A 17,689-nucleotide genomic window follows, 5' to 3' on the forward strand; every position below is an offset into this window, starting at 1 on the left:
TGCCCTGCGGTCGTGGGGCTTCCTAGTCTGGCGTCCACACAAACATAACAAGGGATGGAGAGTCCTGTGGACGCGATTTCGCAAAGCGTGGGTGCTAGCAGTATCCATACCAGCAAAGGGCAGTCGGATATCCGCAAGCGGGCCATGGCGGTCGGCATCGGCAACTTCATGGAGTGGTTCGACTTCGCCATCTACGGCTACTTCGCCGCCGTGATCGGTATGCTGTTCTTCCCCTCTAGCGCGCCGGGCGTGTCGCTGCTGTCATCGCTGGCAGTGTTCGCCGTCGGCTTTCTCTCACGGCCCTTCGGCGCGCTGATCCTCGGCCCTGTCGGCGACCGCTTCGGCCGCCGCGCGGTGCTGATCATCACGGTGTTCGGCATGGGCGTGTGCACCACCATCATCGGCCTGTTGCCCTCCTATGAGGCAATCGGCATCGCCGCGCCGATCCTGCTGATCGTCATGCGCTTCATCCAGGGCATGATGGTCGGCGGCGAGTGGTCCAGCGCCGGCATCTACATCGTCGAGAGCGCGCCGTCGAACCGCCGCGCCACCGCCGCCAGCGTGATCACCGGCACGGCGGGGCTGGCCTTCCTGTTCGGCACCTTCACCGCGGCGAGCATTTCCTCGGCGCTGGACGATGCGCAACTGGCGGCCTGGGGTTGGCGCCTGCCGTTCGTGGCGTCCATCGTGATGACCGGCATCGCCGTGTTCATCCGCCGCAAGCTGGGCGATACGCCGGTCTACGAGGAGATGGTACGCCAGCGTGATTCGCACCAGGTCCACGCGCCGAGCAAGGCCGTGCGCCGCCGCGCCTTCATCACCACCTTCGCCTTCTCCGCGCTGTTTGGCGTCTCGCTGTACTACTTCATCACCTACGCCAACAACCACCTGGTCAGCACCGTTGGCCTGCCGCGCAGCAGCGCGCTGTGGCTGTGCAGCATCGCGCTGGTGGTCTACGTCATCGTCAACCCGCTGATCGGCCGCCTCAGCGACAGCATCGGCCGGCGCAAGCTGCTGCTCGGCGCGGCTGCCGCGCTGACGGTTCTCGCCTATCCGATCTTCCTGCTGCTCAACACCGGCAACCCACTGGCGATCCTGGTCGGGCTGACGGTGATGGGCGTGCTGGTGGCGATCACCGCGGTAATGGACGTGGTGTTGCTGGTGGAAGTCTTCCCGGCCTCGATCCGCTCCACCGGGGCTGCGCTGGGCCACAACCTGGCACTGGCGATTCTCGCCGGCCCCGGTCCCTTCATCGCCGCGGCGCTGATCCGCCAGACCGGCGACGCGAATCTGCCTGCGGCTTATCTCGCCGTGGTGTCCCTGGTGTGCCTGCTGGTGCTGTGGAAGACCCTGCCGGAAACCCGCGACAACGACATCAACCGCTTCTAGTTCCTTATCACCCGCAGTCAGGAGTCCCCATGACCCGTGTAGCAATCATCCAGGCCGCCGCCGTTCCCTACGAGCCGATGGCCAGCGTCGAGAAGGCCGGCGGCATCCTGCGCCGCGTGGCGGAGCAGGGCGCCAGGCTGGCGGTCTTTCCCGAGGCATACATCGGCGGCTATCCCAAGGGCGCCAGCTTCGGCAGCGTGATCGGCAACCGCAGCGGCGCCGGGCGCGAGTTGTACCAGCGCTACGTCGAAGGCGCCGTGGCGCTGGACGGCCCCGAGCTGGCCGCGCTGGCCGAGTTCGTCGAACAGACCGGCGTGATCACCGTGGTCGGCATCATCGAGCGCTTCGGCCGCACCCTGTATTGCACCGCCGTTACTTTGGTGCCGGGGCGTGGGATCGCCGGCTACCACCGCAAGCTCATGCCGACGGGTCAGGAGCGGCTGGTGTGGGGCTTCGGCGACGGTTCGACGATCGAACCGGTGAACAGCGAGATCGGCGTGCTGGGCAGCGTCATCTGCTGGGAGAACTACATGCCGGCGCTGCGCCAGGCCATGTTCGCCCAGGGCGTTGAGCTGTATTGCGCGCCGACCGCCGATGATCGGCCGTCCTGGGCCAGTTCCATGCAGCACATTGCCCTTGAGGGGCGGGTGTTCGTGCTCTCCGCGTGCCAGGCCATCCGCCTGGGCGAGTATCCGCAGCAGCACCGCGAGGCGTTCGGCCTGGACTTCAAGGAAGACGATTACGTGATGCGCGGCGGCAGCATGATCGTCAGCCCGCTGGGCGAGGTGCTGGCCGGGCCGGTGTTCGACTGCGAGACGGAGCTCTATGCCGACCTCGACATGGGCCAGCTCAACCAGGGCAACCTCGATTTCGACGTGTGCGGCCACTACGCGCGGCCGGACGTGTTCGAGCTGAAGGTGAATACCGCGCCTTTGCGCCCGGTCACTTTCGAGGGTTGATCGCCAATGCCCGGTGCCATCCGGCACCGGGCTTTCCCTGCCTCAGCGACCCACCCGTTGCTGCAGATGTGCCGGATGGTGCTCGCCGACGCTCTCGATCTGCCGCAGCGCGGCTTCGATGGCAGCCAGGTCGGTGGAGTCCAGTTCCAGCGTTGCCGCGCCGAGGTTTCCTCCAGGCGATGCCTTGGTGGTGCCGGGAACCGGCACGATCCAGAGATGCCGCGCGAACCGCCAGGCGATGGCGATCTACGCGCGCATCACGAGCAGGAAGGACAGAATTGCCCTGCGAAACGTCTGGAATGGGCTTTACTCAAGGACTTTCAACATGATTGGACGGCGGCACGCCGGGCCATTCATGAGAGTCCTTCATGATTCCAAACGCGTTTCCCCCCTTAATCGATGGCGCGCGTCAACCTACTGCATATCCACCTGGCCAAGGCGCTGGACAATGGCCTGGCCCGCGAGGAGCTGATCCATCACTCACCTGGCTTCCTATTCCGGCGGGCTTTCGACCTCTACCGCAGAGGGCTTCGCCCGCCCAGTGTTTGCCGAGCGCGATGCCGCCTGAGGAGTACTGCATGGAATACCGTTACCTGGGCCGCAGCGCCCTGAAAGTCTCGCCCCTGTGCCTGGGCGCCATGATGTTCGGCGGCGAGACCGACGAGCCGACCTCGCGGCGCATCATCGACAAGGCCCGGGAGCAGGGCGTCAACTTCATCGATACCGCCGACGTCTACCACAAGGGCCGTTCCGAAGAGGTGGTCGGCCGCGCGGTCGCCGCCCGCCGGGATGACTGGGTGATCGCCAGCAAGTTCGGCAATGCCCTGGGCGATGGCCCGAACCAGCGCGGCCAGTCGCGCAAGTGGATCTACCAGTCGGTGGAGGACAGCCTGCGCCGCCTGGGCACCGACTACCTGGACATCCTCTACTTCCATCGCACCGACGTCGCCGCGCCGCTGGAAGAGGGCCTGCGCGCGGTGGGCGAGCTGATCCGCCAGGGCAAGGTGCGCTACTACGGCCTGTCCAACTTCCGCGGCTGGCGCATCGCCGAGGTGGTGCGCCTGGCCGACCAGCTGGGGATGGATCGGCCGATCTGCAGCGAGCCGCTGTACAACCTGGTGGACCGCACCGCCGAGGTCGAGCAGCTGCCGGTCGCCGGCCACTTCGGCATCGGCGTGGTGCCCTACAGCCCATTGGCCCGCGGCATACTGACCGGCAAGTACCGGCCCGGCGCCGAACCGCCAGTGGACTCCCGCGTTGGCCGTGGCGATAAACGCATTCACCAGACCGAATGGCGTCCCGAATCCCTGCAGATCGCCCAGCGCATCGCCGAGCACGCGGTGGCCCGCGGTACCACGCCGGCCGCGTTCGCCCTGGCCTGGGTGCTGAACAACCCGTTGGTCAGCTCGATCATCGCCGGCCCGCGTACCGAGGCGCACTGGGACGGCTACCTGCCGGCACTGGACCTGCAACTGACCGCCGAAGACGAGGCCCTGGTGGACAGCCTGGTGCCGCCCGGCCACGCCTCCACTCCCGGCTACAGCGATCCTGCCTATCCCGTGGAAGGCCGCCCGGCCCGTTGAATCACCTTGAGGAGCAATGCCGATGAAGACCCTTGGATATGCTGCGCAGAACCCGCAGGACCCGCTCGCTCCCTTCACTTTCGAACGCCGCTCGCTGCGCGACAATGACGTGGCGATGGACGTCCTCTACTGCGGCGTCTGCCACTCCGACCTGCACCAGGCGCGCAACGACTGGGGCTTCAGCCGCTACCCGATGGTGCCGGGCCACGAGATCGTCGGCCGGGTCAGCGCCGTCGGCTCGAAGGTCACCCGCTACCGGGTCGGCGACGCCGTGGCGGTGGGCTGCATGGTGGATTCCTGTCAGGTGTGCGATCAGTGCCGCAAGGGCGAGGAACAGCTGTGCCGCGAAGGTAACACCCAAACCTACAACGACCGTGACCGCGTGACCCGCGAGGCGACCCAGGGCGGCTACTCCAAGCAGCTTGTGGTGCGCGAGGAATTTGTCCTGCGCGTGCCGGACGGCCTGGACCTCAGCAGGGCCGCGCCGTTGCTGTGTGCCGGTATCACCACCTATTCGCCGCTGCGCACCTGGCGCGTCGGGCCGGGCAGTCGTGTCGGCGTGGTCGGTCTCGGCGGGCTGGGACACATGGCGGTGAAGCTGGCGGTCGGCCTGGGCGCCAGCGTCACCGTGGTCAGCCGCACCGCGAACAAGCGCCAGGATGCCCTGGAGCTGGGCGCGGATGCGCTGCTGGCGTCCTCCGACGCCGCTGCGATGAAGGCCGCCGCCAACGGCTTCGACCTGATCATCGATACCGTGCCGGTAAAGCATGACCTCAAGCCCTACCTGCCGCTGCTGGACGTGGATGGCACCCTGGTGCTGGTCGGCCAGGTCGGCCCGCTGGACGAGATCAGCACCGTACCGCTGCTGCTCGGCCGGCGGCGCATCGCCGGCTCGCCCATCGGCGGCATTGCCGAAACCCAGGAGATGCTCGATTTATGCGCCAGGAAGAACATCCTGCCGGAGTGCGAGATGATCCGCATGGACGAGATCAATCAGGCCTACCAGCGCATGGAGCGCTCCGACGTGCGCTACCGCTTCGTCATCGATCTCGCGACGTTGGCCTGAGGCGCCGCGCCGGGCGTTTTCGGTGAGCATGTCGACGGGGAGATAGGCAGGCCGAAACCTCCAGGGCGGCGCGTAGAATGTGCGGGCCGCTGTTGAGGGGCAGTTGCCCCTCGACGCGGGCCTTGCCCGTGACCGTCGTTGCTGAATCCCAGGCCGTCAGCCCGCCGTAGGCCGGTAGCCGCAGGTTCAGTCAATCATGCCCGGCGAGCGACGGCACATCGGCTGGCCGCCTGCTGCGCCTACAGCGTGACCACCACCTTGCCGAACTGCTGGTTGGATTCCAGGTAGCGGTAGGCCTCGACGATCTCGTCGAAGGCGAAGGTGCGGGCGATCACCGGGCGCAGCGAGCCATCGGCCAGGCCGGCGAGAATGTAATCCTCGGCCTCCTGCAGGCGCAGCGGATCTTCGAGTACCTCGTAGACCCGGTAGCCGCGCAGGACCAGCGAGCGACTGAGTACCTCGAAGAGGGGGAAGGGCGTGGGCTCGGGGCTCAGGCCGCCGTACTCGATGAGGATACCGCCTTCGGCCATGGCCGCGGTCAGCGGTTCGAAGATGGGGCCGCCCACCGGGTCGAACACCACCCGTACGCCGGCCTTGCCGGAAATATCGAGCAGGCGTGAGCGCAGGTTCTCCTCCTCGCTGGCGATGACCTCGGCGGCGCCGGCCTGCAGCAGGGCTTCGCGTTTGGCCGACGTGCGGGTCACCGCAATGGGCACCGCGCCTGCGCGACGGGCGATCTGGATGGCGGCCAGGCCGACGCTGCTCGACGCGGCGGTGATGACGACGAAATCTCCCTCGCGCAGCCCGGCTACCTGGATCAGCGCGCCATAGGCGGTGAGGTACTGCATCCAGGTGGCCGCGGCGTCGCTCCAGGCCTGCCCCGGCGGGTTCTTCACCAGGCGGGCTTGCGGGACCACCAGGCGCTCGGCGTGGGTCGGGTCCTGCTGCATCGAGGTCGGCGGCAGAACACTCACCGCGTCGCCCGGCGCGAACCCGCGCACCGCGCTGCCCACCGCCTCGACCACGCCCGTGGCTTCCAGCCCTAGCCCGGAGGGGAACTGCGGGCTCTCGATGTAGCGATCAGTGCGCAGCAGCGCTTCGGCGCGGTTCAGTCCCAGGGCTTTGACCCGGATGCTGACTTCGTTCACGCCGGGTTGGCGACCCTCCACCGGCTCGATGCGCAGGACCTCCGGGCCGCCGAACTGGTGGAAACGCACGGCGCGGGTCTTGATGCTTTCCATGTGATGCTCCCATACGAAATTGATTTGACGTAAAGCGACTATCAGCCATGGGTTTCGCCCGATAAATGGCGTATAGAAACACTCAGCCGAAATCAGGAGTTTCGAATGGATCGACTGACTAGCATGGAAGTCTTCGTTCGCGCGGTGGACCTCGGGTCCTTCGCTGCGGCGGCGGATGCCCTGGAAATGTCCGCGCCCATGGTGGGCAAGCATGTGCGCTTTCTCGAAGAGCGCCTGGGTGCCCAGTTGCTGCTGCGCAGCACGCGCCGGCAGAGCCTGACCGAGGCCGGGCGGATCTACTACGAACGCTGTCGCGCGCTGCTGGCCGATGCCGAGGCGGCGGACATCCTTGCCTCCGGTGAGGTGGCCGAGCCGCGCGGCAGGCTGCGGGTGGCCATGCCGGTGCATTTCGGCCGGCGCTGCGTGGCGCCGGTCCTGCTGGAGCTGGCGCAGCGCTACCCGCAACTGGAGCTGGACCTGCGTTTCAGCGACCGTCTGACGGACCTGGCGGAAGAGCAGATCGACCTGGCGATCCGCACCGGCGAGCCGCAGCCCAGGGATGGCATCATCGCACGCCGCATCGGCCGGCAGCGCATGGTGGTCTGCGCGGCGCCAGCGTATCTGGCGGTCCATGGACGGCCGGAAGGCATCGCCGAGCTGGCGGCTCACCGCCTGCTGGTCTACCACCGCTCCGGGCGGATCAACCCCTGGCTGTTTCCTCGCGAGGGGCAGGCGCCGGAAGAGTTCGCGCCGAGCTCCCGGTTGCGCTTCGACGACCTGGCCGCCATAGCCGATGCGGCCGCACGCGGCATGGGGCTGGCGTGGCTGCCTTACTGGCTAGTGCGGGAAGTCATCGCGCAGGGCGCGCTGGAGGAGTTGCTGCCAGGGCAGCCGGGTTTTCTCTACGACGTGCACGCGACGTGGCTGCAGACTACTCAGCTGCCGCGCAAGGTGCGCCTGGCGATCGATGCGCTGGTCGACGTGATACCCGGCCTGGTCATGCCGGCGGGGCAGGAATAGGGCGGCCCTGGAGACCGCCCGGCGGCGTCATCTGCCCGGCGTGAGTTGCAGGACGCGGTCGCGGCCGCCTTCGGCGAGCAGGTAGCCGCCCTTGCCGTCCGGCACGATGGATTGCGGGGCCTTGAGGAACGACAGGATGGTGCGCGGTTCCCCCTTGCCGTCCCATAGCAGCAGGCGGGCACGGTGGGTGGAGTCTTCGCTGATCCACAGGCCGCGGGCATCGCACATCAGAAAGGTCGGTTGGTTCAGGCCCGAGAGCAGGATGGGGTCCTTGCCGTCATCGCTGAACTGGTGCACCACACCTTTCTTCTTCTCGGTGTAGAGCAGTTTGCCGTCGGTGCAGCGGGTGACGGATTCGGTCTCCTGCAGCTTGTCGCGCAGCACGGTCAGCTCGCCGTCGCTCCAGCGGTAGCGCAGCAGACGGCCATCCTCGCGGCGGTCCTCGATGGCGTAGAGATTCTCGCCGTCGTCCCACAGGCCCTGTACCGACTGGCCCATGAACAGGTCGGTGATCTTGCCATCCTTGAGTAGTTGCACCGGCCTGCCGTTGGACTCCTGGCTGAACACCCAGCCGCCCTGCGCGGCGATCATGCCGTCAGGCTTGGATAGCCCGTCGACCATGATCCGGCGCTGGCCATCGGCGGCGATGCGCAGGATGTTGCCCTTGTCCTTCTTCAGCTCCTGGCTGACCAGCAGGCCGCCATCGGCAAGCGGCACCAGGGATGCGGCCTTCTGCACGTTCTGGTGCAGAACCGCGACGGACCAGCCATTGGCTGCCTGCACAGGGTAGAAGTCCTGCCAGGCGAAGAACGCCAGGGCGGCGGCGATGACGAAACTGGTACCGGTCAGCGCCAGGCGGAATAGCGGTCGACGGGACGGGCGCGCGGAGGTCTGGGACATGTATCGGCTGCCAATACAGAGGTGGGCGACACTGGGGCGTTCCTTGTGGTTTTGTGCCTTCCTGGCGTCCAGTGTGCGGGCCGGCATGGTAACCAGACAGTTCATCGGCGGGCTAGGGCGAAAGGCAGTGATGCTCGTCACGCCGTTGAAGATGCGGACACAGAAGCAATTGTGGTCCGGCCGGCCCTATTGGGACGAATGTGCCGCGAATGGGTGGCTATCGCTGGGGTAATTGCGGCTGTTTGCCGCGTTTGTGGCTATTTGCCGGCCATGCGGGAGAACTGGGAAGACGGCTTGATGGCCAATGGCCTACAATTCCTCCGTCCTTTGCTGAGGACAATCCAGACGGCTGTTGCGGACAGGAAGTCCGCAACAGCCGTTTTCTTTTCTGCGCTTCACTGCGCCGGACGCATCGCCGGCACCGCTTCCAGCTTCTGCAGCCGCAGCGGCGCGCCGCGCAGGAAGGTGCTGATCTGGCTGGCATCCATCGGCTTGCCGAACAGATGGCCCTGCGCACAATCGCATTCCAGCTGCTGCAACTGGCGAAGCTGGACGGCGTTCTCGACGCCCTCGGCGATTACCTTCAGCCCCAGTTCGCGGCCCAGCGCCAGCGCATTGCGCAGTACGATCAGGCGGCGCGGGTCGCCATTGTTCACATCGGCCACCAGGTGGCGGTCGAGTTTCATCTCGGTGAAGGGCAGCTCCATCAGGCGCTGCAGGGTGGAGTGTCCGCAACCGAAGTCATCGATGGCCAGGCCGCAACCCAGCAGGCGCAGGCGCAGCACGTTCTCCAGGCTCAGCGGCGGAGCATGCAGTGGCGAGGATTCGGTCAGCTCGAAGGTGATCCGCTGGGGCTCGATGTCCAGCCCGCGCAGATTCCTCTCGACGGTGGCGGCAAAGTCGATCTGGGCGATCTGCTCGGCTTCCAGGTTGAAGGACAGCTTCAGCTCGTTGCTGCCCTGTGCGCGCAGCGCTTCGACGGCCTGGGTCATCAGCTCGAAGAGCATGCCATCGAGCTTGCCAGCGCGGCGCAGGGAGGGCAGGAATTCAGCGGGCAGCAGGACGGCGCCGTCTTCCAGCTGCCAGCGCGCGAGCACTTCGAATCCATAGACCTGGGCAGTAGCGACATTGACCTTGGGTTGCAGGTAGGCGCGCAATTTTCCCCGCGCCGGCAGGCCTGATGGTTCGCCATCGTCCGTCGTGCCGTTCTCCGCCAGCGGCAGGCCGAGCTGGCCACTGCCTGGCTGGAAGTCGCTGAGCAACGCCCGCAGGCGCTCCAGAGTGGCGGCGTCGTTGCCCAGCCAGAAGACCTTCATGCCCTGCAATTGCAGGAGGTGCGAGAGGGCGCTCCAGGTGCCAGGGGCCATTTCCCCGCTGACCACCACGCCATGGGCCAGTCGCTCGCGGGCAACCGTCTGAAGGAATTCCAGACGGGCCACCGGATCGATGCGCACATCGCAGATCAGCAGGTGGACGCCCCCTTGGCTGCGCAGCCGATCCAGTGCGAATGCGTTGCTGGAAACTTCGGACAGGAAGCTGTAGCCCAGATGATGCAGAGCGGTAACGGCGGTCGAACGGTGCAGGCCGGAAGCCTGGAGTACCAGCGCAGAGAGCGGAGGCATGGATTTTTCTCATGGAAGATTGGCCCTGTGCATTCTCACGAACGTCGCCATCGATGTGAGGCGGAGGATTCCAGTTCTTCTGTCAGGGAAATCTCATCGGAACTGCTACCGGTTTGTCAGCTCCTTCCATGGTCCTCGCGGAAGAGGTTCGCTGCCACGTTCGCCGGGCGTGGTCATGCAGCACCGACTTCGAGGGGGCGAATGCCCGCTGGCACATCCTCGTCTCCCGATCATCGAGGCCAGCCCCTGACCGAGCCCGCCCAGCAGCTTCGGCAAGGCCGGCCGCGATTGGATGTGGCGCAGGTGCCGCCAGTTCTGGCCTGAGCCTTCCCGACAGGGACTCCAGGGGAAAATCCGAGGTCGACCCTCGTGGCCTCCCATGTTAGGGTCCCTGTGCTCCCTTTCACGTCCGCACCGGCCGCCCACGGCTGCGCGGCACGCCCTGAACAAGGAGAAATGGCTCATGTCACGTCCCGCATCGAGGGGACCTGTCGACACGGCCATGGCCCCGCAGAGCGAGGCCTCAGCCACTGCGCTGCTGAACCTGTGGCTCAGCCGACCTCAGCAGACCGCAGTGTTCCTGGATGTCGACGGAACCCTTCTGGACATCGCCGAATCACCCGGCGCGGTCGTCGTACCGCCCGGGCTGCTCGATGCGCTCACGCACCTGCAGCGCCGACTCGATGGTGCCCTGGCCCTGATCAGCGGCCGCCCGGTCGAAGAACTCGACCGGCTCTTCCAACCCCTGCGCCTCGCCGCCAGCGGCGGTCATGGCGCCCACTGGCGCGAGAGCGGCGACAGCCCGTTGCGTCGTACCACCAGGGACCTGCCCGCCAGCGTGCGAGTGCAATTGAACGCCCTGGCGAACCGGCATGTCGGAATCCATGTCGAGGACAAGGGCAGCAGCTTTGCACTGCACTACCGCTCCGTACCCTCGCTGGCCACCGATCTGCGCGTCGAGTTGCAGTCGTTGTTGCGCTTGCCGGCAGGTAGCGGATTGCGGCTGCTCAATGGCAAGCAGGTTTACGAAGTCGTCAGCGAGGGCGTCGACAAGGCCCGTGCCGTCCAGCGGCTGCTGGAAGTGCCGGGCTTCGCCGGCCGCCTGCCGCTGTATATCGGCGACGACGTCACCGACGAGCCCGCCATCGCGCTGATGCCGACGCTGGGCGGCCTCGGGCTGTCCGTCGGGCGCGCGTTGCCCGGCGCCAGCGCCGTATTCAGCGATGCGCAGCAAGTCCGTCACGCACTGATGCAAGCAGGAGGAAACCACCGATGACGAACCGGCACGAAGGCGCTCTGGAACTGGGCCTGATCGGCAACTGCCGGGTGGCCGCCCTGGTCAACCCGCAGGCGCGGCTGGTCTGGTGGTGCTACCCGAATTTCGACAGCGACCCGGTCTTTTCCCGGCTGCTGGCCGGGGACGACGAAAAGGGTTTCGCCGATGTGGTGCTGGATAATCAGATCAGCAGCACGTCCGATTACCAGCGCAACACGGCGATCATCACCACCGTGCTGCGCGATGACAGCGGTGGTGCGGTACGCATTACCGATTTCGCCCCACGCTTCCTCGAGCACGGCCACGTCTATCGCCCGGCACAGCTGTGCCGGCTGATCGAACCCATCGAAGGCGTGCCGAAAGTCACCCTGCGCGTGCGTCCGACCCACGGCTACGGCAAGCCCAGCCAGGGCGTCACAGGCTCCAGCCATATCCGCTACCTGGACGGCGAAGAGCCGCTGCGCCTGACCACCGATGCACCGCTGGCCTACATCCAGCACGAAACACCGTTCGCCCTGCGTCACCCGGTGAGCCTGGTGATCGGCCTCGACGAGCCGCTGGACAATGCTCCCGGCGAAGTCGTCCGCGACTACCTCAAGCGCACCCAGAACCACTGGCATGACTGGGTACGTGGCCTGGCGATCTGCTTCGAGTGGCAGGCCGTGGTGATCCGCTCGGCGATCACCCTGAAACTGTGCAACTTCGAGGACACCGGCGCGATCATCGCGGCCGCCACCACCTCCATCCCGGAGGCACCGGACTCCCAGCGCAACTGGGACTACCGCTACTGCTGGCTGCGCGACGCCTACTTCGTGATCCTCGCCCTCAACCGCCTGGGCGCGACGCGGACCATGGAGGGCTACATCGACTTCATCACCACTGTGGCCAGCGGCAACGCCGAACTCAAGCCGCTGTACGGGATCATTCCCAACCAGGACACCACCGAACGCGTCGAGCCGGACCTTGCCGGTTTCCTCAATCACGCGCCAGTGCGTGTCGGCAACCAGGCGGTGGAACAGAACCAGCATGACGTGTTCGGCTCGGTTGCCCTGGCGGTCCTGCAGAGCTTCGTCGACGAGCGCCTGCCCAATCCGAGCAGCGAGGGCATGCTGCAACTGCTGGAAAACCTCGCCGCCAAGGCAGTGCACGCCGCCTTCGAGCCGGATGCCGGCATCTGGGAGTACCGCGGCCGCCAGCGCGTCCATACGCATTCCGCGCTGCTCTGCTGGGTCGCCTGCGACCGCGTCGGGCGCATCGCCAGGCGCCTGGGCCGCAGCGAGGAAGCCGGTGGCTGGATGGACAAGGCGGCCAACCTGCGCGAACAGGTCCTCGCCAAGGCCTGGAGCGAGACGAAACAGTGCTTCACCGGCGCCTTCGGCCACGACGACCTCGACGCCAGCGTGCTGCTGATGAACGAGCTGGGGATCATCGAAGCCGACGATCCGCGCTTTGTCGCGACCGTCGAGTGCATCGGCCGCGAGCTCAACGTCAACGGCCAGATGCTGCGCTACGCCGCGGCGGACGATTTCGGCGTGCCGGAAACCGCCTTCCTCGTGGTGAAGTTCTGGTACCTCGACGCGCTGGCCGCCATCGGCCGTACCGAGGAGGCGCGCCAGCTGTTCGAACAGCTCATCGCCGCGCGCAACCGCTACGGGCTGCTCTCCGAAGACCTGCACCCGCATACCGGCGAACTCTGGGGGAACATTCCGCAGACCTATTCCATGGCGGGGCTGATCAACTCGGCCATGCGTCTTTCCATGGGCTGGGAGGAAGGCCTATGCCGCGCCTCGTGGTGATATCCAACCGGGTCGCGATCCCCGATGAGAACGGCCCGGCGCCGGGCGGGCTGGCCGTGGCGGTGGAGGCCGCCATGCGCAACCGCGAGGGCATCTGGTTCGGTTGGAGCGGCGAGAAGGCCGAGGAGCCGGGCCCGGCGACCGTGGTCCAGCGCGACAACCTGCAGTACATCCTCACCGACCTGCATCCGCAGGATTTCGACGAGTACTACAACGGCTTCGCCAATCGCGTGCTCTGGCCGATCCTGCATTACCGGGTGGACCTCGCCGAGTTCAACGAGGCCGAATTCGGCGGTTATCAGCGCGTCAACGAATTCTTCGCCGAACGGCTGAGCCCGCTGCTGGAGGAGGACGACGTCCTCTGGGTCCACGACTACCACCTGATCCCCCTGGCCTCGGCCCTGAGGCAGCGCGGGCACGGCAACCGCATCGGCTTCTTCCTGCACATCCCGATGCCGCCGGCCGACCTCATCACCGCGTTGCCGCACCACGACGAACTGCTCCGCGCGCTCACCGAATACAACCTGATCGGCTTCCAGACCGAGAACGACGCCAGCAACTTCGCCCGTTACCTCACGCGCGTGGTCGGCGCGGCGACCCCCGATGGCCGGCGCTACCACCTGGAGGACCAGCATTTTCGCGTCGGCGTGTTCCCGGTGGGCGTGGATGCCGCCGGTTTCCGCCGCATCGCCGAGGAAGCATCGCAGAGCCAGGCCGCCGAAGACCTGCGCGAGAGCCTGGGCGGTCGTGCGCTGATGGTGGGGGTGGACCGGCTCGACTATTCCAAGGGCATCGTCAACCGGCTGGATGGCTACGAGCGCTTCCTCGAACTCAATCCGGACTGGCACAACCGCGTGACCTGCCTGCAGATATCACCCGGCAGCCGCCAGGACATTCCCGAGTACGCCGATATCGACGCCGCCGTCAGCGCGCGGGTAGGGCATATCAACGGGCGATTCGGCGCGGTGTCCTGGGTGCCGCTTCGCTATGTGGCGCGCAACCACCAGCGAGCGGACATCGCCATGGTCATGCGCCACGCGCGGATCGGCCTGGTGACGCCGCTGCGCGATGGAATGAACCTGGTGGCCAAGGAATTTGTCGCCGCCCAGGACCCGGACGATCCTGGCGTGCTGATTCTTTCCCAGTTCGCCGGCGCAGCCGCCGAACTGGGAGGCGCGCTGATCATCAATCCCCATGATCGCGGCGCCCTGGCCGATGCCATGGCGCAGGCACTGCGCATGCCGTTGAAGGAGCGCCAGGCGCGCCACCGCGACATGTACGCGGTGCTGGAAGCCAACGACATCCGCTTCTGGGGGCCCAGCTTCATCGATGCGCTGACCCGGCCGGGAAGGGCGCTGAACTGGCTGTCCAATCACTACCTGAGTCACTGACGCAAACAACAAGCCCCGCTTCGGCGGGGCTTTCTTCGAGCGGGCGCTTGCGCTCAGGCGGCTGGTTTCTTGCTGTCGGACTTCGCCCACTGCGACTTCTTCTCGACCTTCACCGCCAGTTGGCCAACGGGGATTTCCTGGATTTCACCGCCCTGGGAGAGGAAGGCAGCAATCTTTTCATCAAGCTCCGAACGTTCGCGAATCAGCTGTGAATCAGTCATGAAGTCACCTATGCGTTGGGGCGCCAAACCGGCACCGGCAGACTACACCTGTTTTGTCGAAAGCGCCGTGTTAGCTCGACCATTTGTCAAAATCACCACTGGTCGTGAAAAAAAGCTATGAATTAGCGCCAAACCTTGTATTCTGCATGGGCTGCCTGCCCAGTAACGAGTTCCGCGACTTGATGTTCTTCTACAAGATGCTCCATCTCCTCGGCACCTCTTCACTACGCATTCAGCTCATCGCCGGTCGGCTTTCGGCCGGCCTTTAGCATTTTTTTAGGAGACAACATCATGTCCGATCGTCAAAATGGCATCGTCAAGTGGTTCAACGCTGAGAAGGGCTTCGGCTTCATCACCCCGGAAAGCGGCCCGGACGTATTCGTTCACTTCCGTCAGATCGAAGGCAACGGCTACAAGTCCCTCGACGAAGGCCAGAAGGTCAGCTTCGTTGTGACTGCCGGCCAGAAAGGCCCGCAAGCTGAACAAGTTCGCGCTGTCTAATCGACATCGCTGACGAAGAAAGCCCCGCTTAGGCGGGGCTTTTTTTTGCCTGTTCGATTTGCTCCGCGCCATTCGACAGCGCAATAAAAAACGCCCGGTGCAGTGCACCGGGCGTTTTTGTTTTGAAGGGGGGGTGAGCCGGCCGAAGCGGGCTCACTGGTTCCCGATCATTCCTGTTGCGGGTCGAACTGCTTGTCGCGGATCAGCAGGGCGGGGATCACCCCGCAGATGAAGTAGGCCGCGCCCATCACCAGGAAGCCCACGCCGATGGACATCTGCGTGGCGAGGAAGCCGATCACCGCCGGCGCAATGGCCGCGCCGATGCGACCGATGTTGTAGGCGCCGCCCACGGCCGTACCGCGGAACGCCGCAGCGAAGCTTTCGGTCATGTAGGTCGCGTTCACGCCATACGGAATACCGTAGAGGAAGCCGAACACCACCAGCATCCACAGAATGTTCTCGGGGCTGTGGAACAGCACGATCACCGGCAGGAACACCGCAGTGCCCAGGGCGCCGAAGGAGAACACGGTGCGGCGGCCGAACCAGTCGGCGGCGACGCCGGCCAGTACCTTGCCGAGGATCATCGCGGCATAGGTGCCGACCAGGTAGGCGGTCATGGCCTTGAAGTTCATGCCCATCTCGGTTTCCAGGTACGACGGCATCCAGTTGTTCACGCCGTAGTAGCCGAACTGCAGGAAGCCGGCGGTCAGCGCCCAGAACAGGAACATGCGGCTGGCCTTCGGGTCGGCGAAGATCTGGCGGAAGGCGTTCTGCCGTGGAGCGGCAACCGTTCCGGCAGGAGCGTTGGCCTTGCGCTGCTGGCGTTCGGCCTGCGCCTGGACCCAGGCGGCGGGCTCGGGGATCAGCTTGCGCATGGCGATGGCCAGTACCACCGGGATGATGGCGATATAGAACAGGTAGCGCCAACCGTGGTCCGGCAGGATCCAACCGGCCAGCAGGGTGGCGACGATGTAGCCGACCGACCAGCCTGCCTGCAGGGTGCCCAGCACGGTGGTGCGGTATTTGGTGGGCACGTACTCGGCCATCAGCGTATTGCAGGCCACGTAAAGGGCGCCGAGGCCGAGCGACGCGACGAAGCGTGCCGCGGCGAACTGCCAGTAGTTGTGGGTCAGACCAAGGACAGCGGTGCCGACGGAGAACAGCACAATGGTCCAGACCACCGTCTTGACCCGGCCGAAGCGATCGCACGCCCAGCCGCCGTAGATTCCACCGAAGGCCATGCCGGCCAGGGTGACGCTGCCCAGGCTGCCGGCCTGGAGGTTGCTCAGGCCGAACTCGGCCTTGAGGCTGGTGAGGCTGTAGGAGAGCAGCATCAGGTCCGCGCCATCGATCAGCAGGCCGATGAAGCAGAAGGCGAAGACGAGCACCCAGGTCTTGTCCTGGGTGGCGGCGGTTGCCGCCGGAGCGGAAGCAGTGTTTTCCATGAACGAATTACCTGTTGTAGTTGTTGGCGGACCGGCGTGCCGGTCCTCGGTAAGCGTGTGGCAGGTGCTTTGGGGTTGGCAGGCGCGGGGGCGTGGCCCCGCGCCGCCTGAGGGGTCAGGCCTGGGCTTCGCGGATCATGTTGCGGGCGATGATCACCTGCTGGATCTGCGTGGTGCCCTCGTAGAGCCGGAACAGGCGGACGTCGCGGTAGAAACGCTCGATGGCGTACTCGCTGACGTAGCCGGCGCCGCCGTGGATCTGCACGCAGCGATCGGCAACGCGGCCGCACATCTCGGTGGCGAACATCTTGGCGCAGGAGGCCTCGGTGCTGACGTTGCGGCCCTCGTCGCGCTTGCGCGCGGCGTCCAGCACCATGCAGCGGGCGGCGTAGATCTCGGCCTTGCTGTCGGCGAGCATCGCCTGGATCAGCTGGAACTCGGCAATCGGCTGGCCGAACTGCTTGCGCTCCAGGGCGTACTGCAACGCATCGGCGAGCATGCGCTCGGCGGCGCCGATGCTCAGCGCGGCGATGTGCAGGCGGCCCTTGTCGAGCACCTTCATGGCGGTCTTGAAGCCGACGCCCTCGACGCCGCCGATCAGCTGGCCGGCCGGGATGCGCACGTTGTCGAAGATCACGTCGCTGGTGTGCGCGCCTTTCTGGCCCATCTTGTGGTCCGGCTTGCCGAGGGAAATGCCCGGCGTGCCGCGCTCGACGATGAACGCGCTGATGCCGCCGGAACCCTTGATCGCCGGGTTGGTGCGGGCCATCACGGTATAGATGCCGGCGTGCGGGGCGTTGGTGATGAAGCGCTTGGTGCCGTTGAGCACGTAGAAGTCGCCATCGCGCACGGCGGTGGTCTTCAGCGAGGCAGCGTCGGAGCCCGAGTCCGGCTCGGTCAGGCAGAAGGCACTGAGCAGTTCACCACTGGCGAGCCTGGGCAGGTAGTGGGCTTTCTGCTCCGGCGTGCCGTCGATCAGAATGCCGATGGAGCCGATGCCGTTGTTGGTGCCGATGTAGGAGCGGAAGGCGGGGGAGGTGCGGCCGAGTTCGAAGGTGATGTTCACCTCTTCTTCCATGGTCACGCCCAGGCCGCCGAACTCTTCGGGGATGGTCAGGCCGAACAGGCCCATCTCGCGCATCTGCTGGATGATGTCCTGCGGGATCGCGTCGGTTTCGGCAACCTCGTTTTCCCGCGGGATCAGCACTTCGCCGACGAACTGGTGGATGGAGTCCAGAAGTATCTGCAGCGTTTCTGGGTCTCGGATCATGTGCACTCC

At 65.9% G+C, this 17,689-nt stretch carries 16 protein-coding genes; 9 read left to right on the top strand and 7 right to left on the bottom strand.

Annotation, left to right across the window (positions count from 1 at the left end; genetic code table 11):
* Positions 1-66 precede the first annotated feature (66 nt).
* Both PNI01S_RS08030 and PNI01S_RS08035 read left to right on the top strand, forming a co-directional pair.
* On the top strand, positions 67-1,389 hold the full coding sequence (locus PNI01S_RS08030; protein WP_024765802.1) for an MFS transporter: 1,323 nt from the start codon (positions 67-69) through the stop codon (positions 1,387-1,389).
* Between the two features lie 29 nt (positions 1,390-1,418).
* On the top strand, positions 1,419-2,348 hold the full coding sequence (locus PNI01S_RS08035; protein ID WP_084357784.1) for a carbon-nitrogen hydrolase family protein: 930 nt from the start codon (positions 1,419-1,421) through the stop codon (positions 2,346-2,348).
* 42 nt (positions 2,349-2,390) lie between these two features.
* Here PNI01S_RS08035 and PNI01S_RS28300 read toward each other — a convergent pair whose 3' ends face one another.
* A complete protein-coding gene (locus PNI01S_RS28300; protein ID WP_159457343.1) occupies positions 2,391-2,555 on the bottom strand; it encodes an aldo-keto reductase family protein in 165 nt (54 codons plus the stop codon).
* Between the two features lie 371 nt (positions 2,556-2,926).
* On the opposite strand from PNI01S_RS28300, the gene PNI01S_RS08040 reads away from it, so the two are divergent.
* Positions 2,927-3,931: an aldo/keto reductase gene (locus PNI01S_RS08040; protein ID WP_037017645.1), complete on the top strand. Its 1,005-nt coding sequence runs from the start codon at positions 2,927-2,929 to the stop codon at positions 3,929-3,931.
* A 22-nt stretch (positions 3,932-3,953) separates the two neighbouring features.
* Positions 3,954-4,997, top strand: a complete 1,044-nt coding sequence (locus PNI01S_RS08045; RefSeq protein WP_084357785.1) for an NAD(P)-dependent alcohol dehydrogenase — start codon at positions 3,954-3,956, stop codon at positions 4,995-4,997.
* A gap of 239 nt (positions 4,998-5,236) precedes the next feature.
* Here PNI01S_RS08045 and PNI01S_RS08055 read toward each other — a convergent pair whose 3' ends face one another.
* Positions 5,237-6,238, bottom strand: coding sequence for a zinc-dependent alcohol dehydrogenase family protein (locus PNI01S_RS08055; RefSeq protein ID WP_084357786.1), 1,002 nt, complete (start codon positions 6,236-6,238; stop codon positions 5,237-5,239).
* Positions 6,239-6,343: 105 nt separating this feature from the next.
* On the opposite strand from PNI01S_RS08055, the gene PNI01S_RS08060 reads away from it, so the two are divergent.
* Positions 6,344-7,258, top strand: coding sequence for a LysR family transcriptional regulator (locus tag PNI01S_RS08060; protein ID WP_084357787.1), 915 nt, complete (start codon positions 6,344-6,346; stop codon positions 7,256-7,258).
* Between the two features lie 27 nt (positions 7,259-7,285).
* Here PNI01S_RS08060 and PNI01S_RS08065 read toward each other — a convergent pair whose 3' ends face one another.
* Both PNI01S_RS08065 and PNI01S_RS08075 read right to left on the bottom strand, forming a co-directional pair.
* On the bottom strand, positions 7,286-8,158 hold the full coding sequence (locus tag PNI01S_RS08065) for an SMP-30/gluconolactonase/LRE family protein (RefSeq protein WP_084357788.1): 873 nt from the start codon (positions 8,156-8,158) through the stop codon (positions 7,286-7,288).
* Between the two features lie 395 nt (positions 8,159-8,553).
* Positions 8,554-9,780: an EAL domain-containing response regulator gene (locus PNI01S_RS08075; protein ID WP_037016558.1), complete on the bottom strand. Its 1,227-nt coding sequence runs from the start codon at positions 9,778-9,780 to the stop codon at positions 8,554-8,556.
* A 463-nt stretch (positions 9,781-10,243) separates the two neighbouring features.
* On the opposite strand from PNI01S_RS08075, the gene otsB reads away from it, so the two are divergent.
* Genes otsB through otsA form a run of 3 tightly spaced genes read left to right on the top strand, consistent with a single transcriptional unit; the run spans position 10,244 to position 14,243 of the window.
* Positions 10,244-11,056, top strand: coding sequence for a trehalose-phosphatase (gene otsB, locus PNI01S_RS08080; RefSeq protein WP_255302813.1), 813 nt, complete (start codon positions 10,244-10,246; stop codon positions 11,054-11,056).
* Entirely contained in the window at positions 11,053-12,852 is a 1,800-nt protein-coding gene (locus tag PNI01S_RS08085; RefSeq protein WP_065084045.1) for a glycoside hydrolase family 15 protein, read from the top strand. Before otsB ends, PNI01S_RS08085 begins: the two co-directional genes overlap by 4 nt.
* On the top strand, positions 12,834-14,243 hold the full coding sequence (gene otsA / locus PNI01S_RS08090; protein WP_065084044.1) for an alpha,alpha-trehalose-phosphate synthase (UDP-forming): 1,410 nt from the start codon (positions 12,834-12,836) through the stop codon (positions 14,241-14,243). Before PNI01S_RS08085 ends, otsA begins: the two co-directional genes overlap by 19 nt.
* A 53-nt stretch (positions 14,244-14,296) precedes the next feature.
* On the opposite strand, the gene PNI01S_RS28500 is transcribed toward otsA, so the two are convergent.
* Positions 14,297-14,464 (bottom strand): hypothetical protein, encoded by a 168-nt coding sequence (locus PNI01S_RS28500; protein WP_164488257.1) that lies wholly within the window; start codon positions 14,462-14,464, stop codon positions 14,297-14,299.
* Positions 14,465-14,755: 291 nt separating this feature from the next.
* On the opposite strand from PNI01S_RS28500, the gene PNI01S_RS08095 reads away from it, so the two are divergent.
* Positions 14,756-14,965 (top strand): cold-shock protein, encoded by a 210-nt coding sequence (locus PNI01S_RS08095; RefSeq protein WP_017518411.1) that lies wholly within the window; start codon positions 14,756-14,758, stop codon positions 14,963-14,965.
* 167 nt (positions 14,966-15,132) lie between these two features.
* Here PNI01S_RS08095 and PNI01S_RS08100 read toward each other — a convergent pair whose 3' ends face one another.
* Together PNI01S_RS08100 and PNI01S_RS08105 are read right to left on the bottom strand one after the other, a co-directional pair.
* Positions 15,133-16,410 (bottom strand): MFS transporter, encoded by a 1,278-nt coding sequence (locus PNI01S_RS08100; protein WP_023102387.1) that lies wholly within the window; start codon positions 16,408-16,410, stop codon positions 15,133-15,135.
* Positions 16,411-16,525: 115 nt separating this feature from the next.
* On the bottom strand, positions 16,526-17,680 hold the full coding sequence (locus PNI01S_RS08105) for an acyl-CoA dehydrogenase family protein (RefSeq protein WP_023102388.1): 1,155 nt from the start codon (positions 17,678-17,680) through the stop codon (positions 16,526-16,528).
* Positions 17,681-17,689 lie beyond the last annotated feature (9 nt).

Source organism: Pseudomonas nitroreducens NBRC 12694 (genome assembly GCF_002091755.1).
Taxonomy (GTDB): domain Bacteria; phylum Pseudomonadota; class Gammaproteobacteria; order Pseudomonadales; family Pseudomonadaceae; genus Pseudomonas; species Pseudomonas nitroreducens.

Excerpts from the sequence above, each read along its gene's own strand:
- PNI01S_RS08035 (WP_084357784.1), top strand. The coding sequence starts at position 1,419 with ATGACCCGTGTAGCAATCATCCAGGCCGCCGCCGTTCCCTACGAGCCG.
- PNI01S_RS08040 (WP_037017645.1), top strand. The coding sequence starts at position 2,927 with ATGGAATACCGTTACCTGGGCCGCAGCGCCCTGAAAGTCTCGCCCCTG.
- PNI01S_RS08045 (WP_084357785.1), top strand. The coding sequence starts at position 3,954 with ATGAAGACCCTTGGATATGCTGCGCAGAACCCGCAGGACCCGCTCGCT.
- PNI01S_RS08055 (WP_084357786.1), bottom strand. The coding sequence starts at position 6,238 with ATGGAAAGCATCAAGACCCGCGCCGTGCGTTTCCACCAGTTCGGCGGC.
- PNI01S_RS08060 (WP_084357787.1), top strand. The coding sequence starts at position 6,344 with ATGGATCGACTGACTAGCATGGAAGTCTTCGTTCGCGCGGTGGACCTC.
- PNI01S_RS08065 (WP_084357788.1), bottom strand. The coding sequence starts at position 8,158 with ATGTCCCAGACCTCCGCGCGCCCGTCCCGTCGACCGCTATTCCGCCTG.
- PNI01S_RS08075 (WP_037016558.1), bottom strand. The coding sequence starts at position 9,780 with ATGCCTCCGCTCTCTGCGCTGGTACTCCAGGCTTCCGGCCTGCACCGT.
- otsB (WP_255302813.1), top strand. The coding sequence starts at position 10,244 with ATGTCACGTCCCGCATCGAGGGGACCTGTCGACACGGCCATGGCCCCG.
- PNI01S_RS08085 (WP_065084045.1), top strand. The coding sequence starts at position 11,053 with ATGACGAACCGGCACGAAGGCGCTCTGGAACTGGGCCTGATCGGCAAC.
- otsA (WP_065084044.1), top strand. The coding sequence starts at position 12,834 with ATGCCGCGCCTCGTGGTGATATCCAACCGGGTCGCGATCCCCGATGAG.
- PNI01S_RS28500 (WP_164488257.1), bottom strand. The coding sequence starts at position 14,464 with ATGACTGATTCACAGCTGATTCGCGAACGTTCGGAGCTTGATGAAAAG.
- PNI01S_RS08095 (WP_017518411.1), top strand. The coding sequence starts at position 14,756 with ATGTCCGATCGTCAAAATGGCATCGTCAAGTGGTTCAACGCTGAGAAG.
- PNI01S_RS08100 (WP_023102387.1), bottom strand. The coding sequence starts at position 16,410 with ATGGAAAACACTGCTTCCGCTCCGGCGGCAACCGCCGCCACCCAGGAC.
- PNI01S_RS08105 (WP_023102388.1), bottom strand. The coding sequence starts at position 17,680 with ATGATCCGAGACCCAGAAACGCTGCAGATACTTCTGGACTCCATCCAC.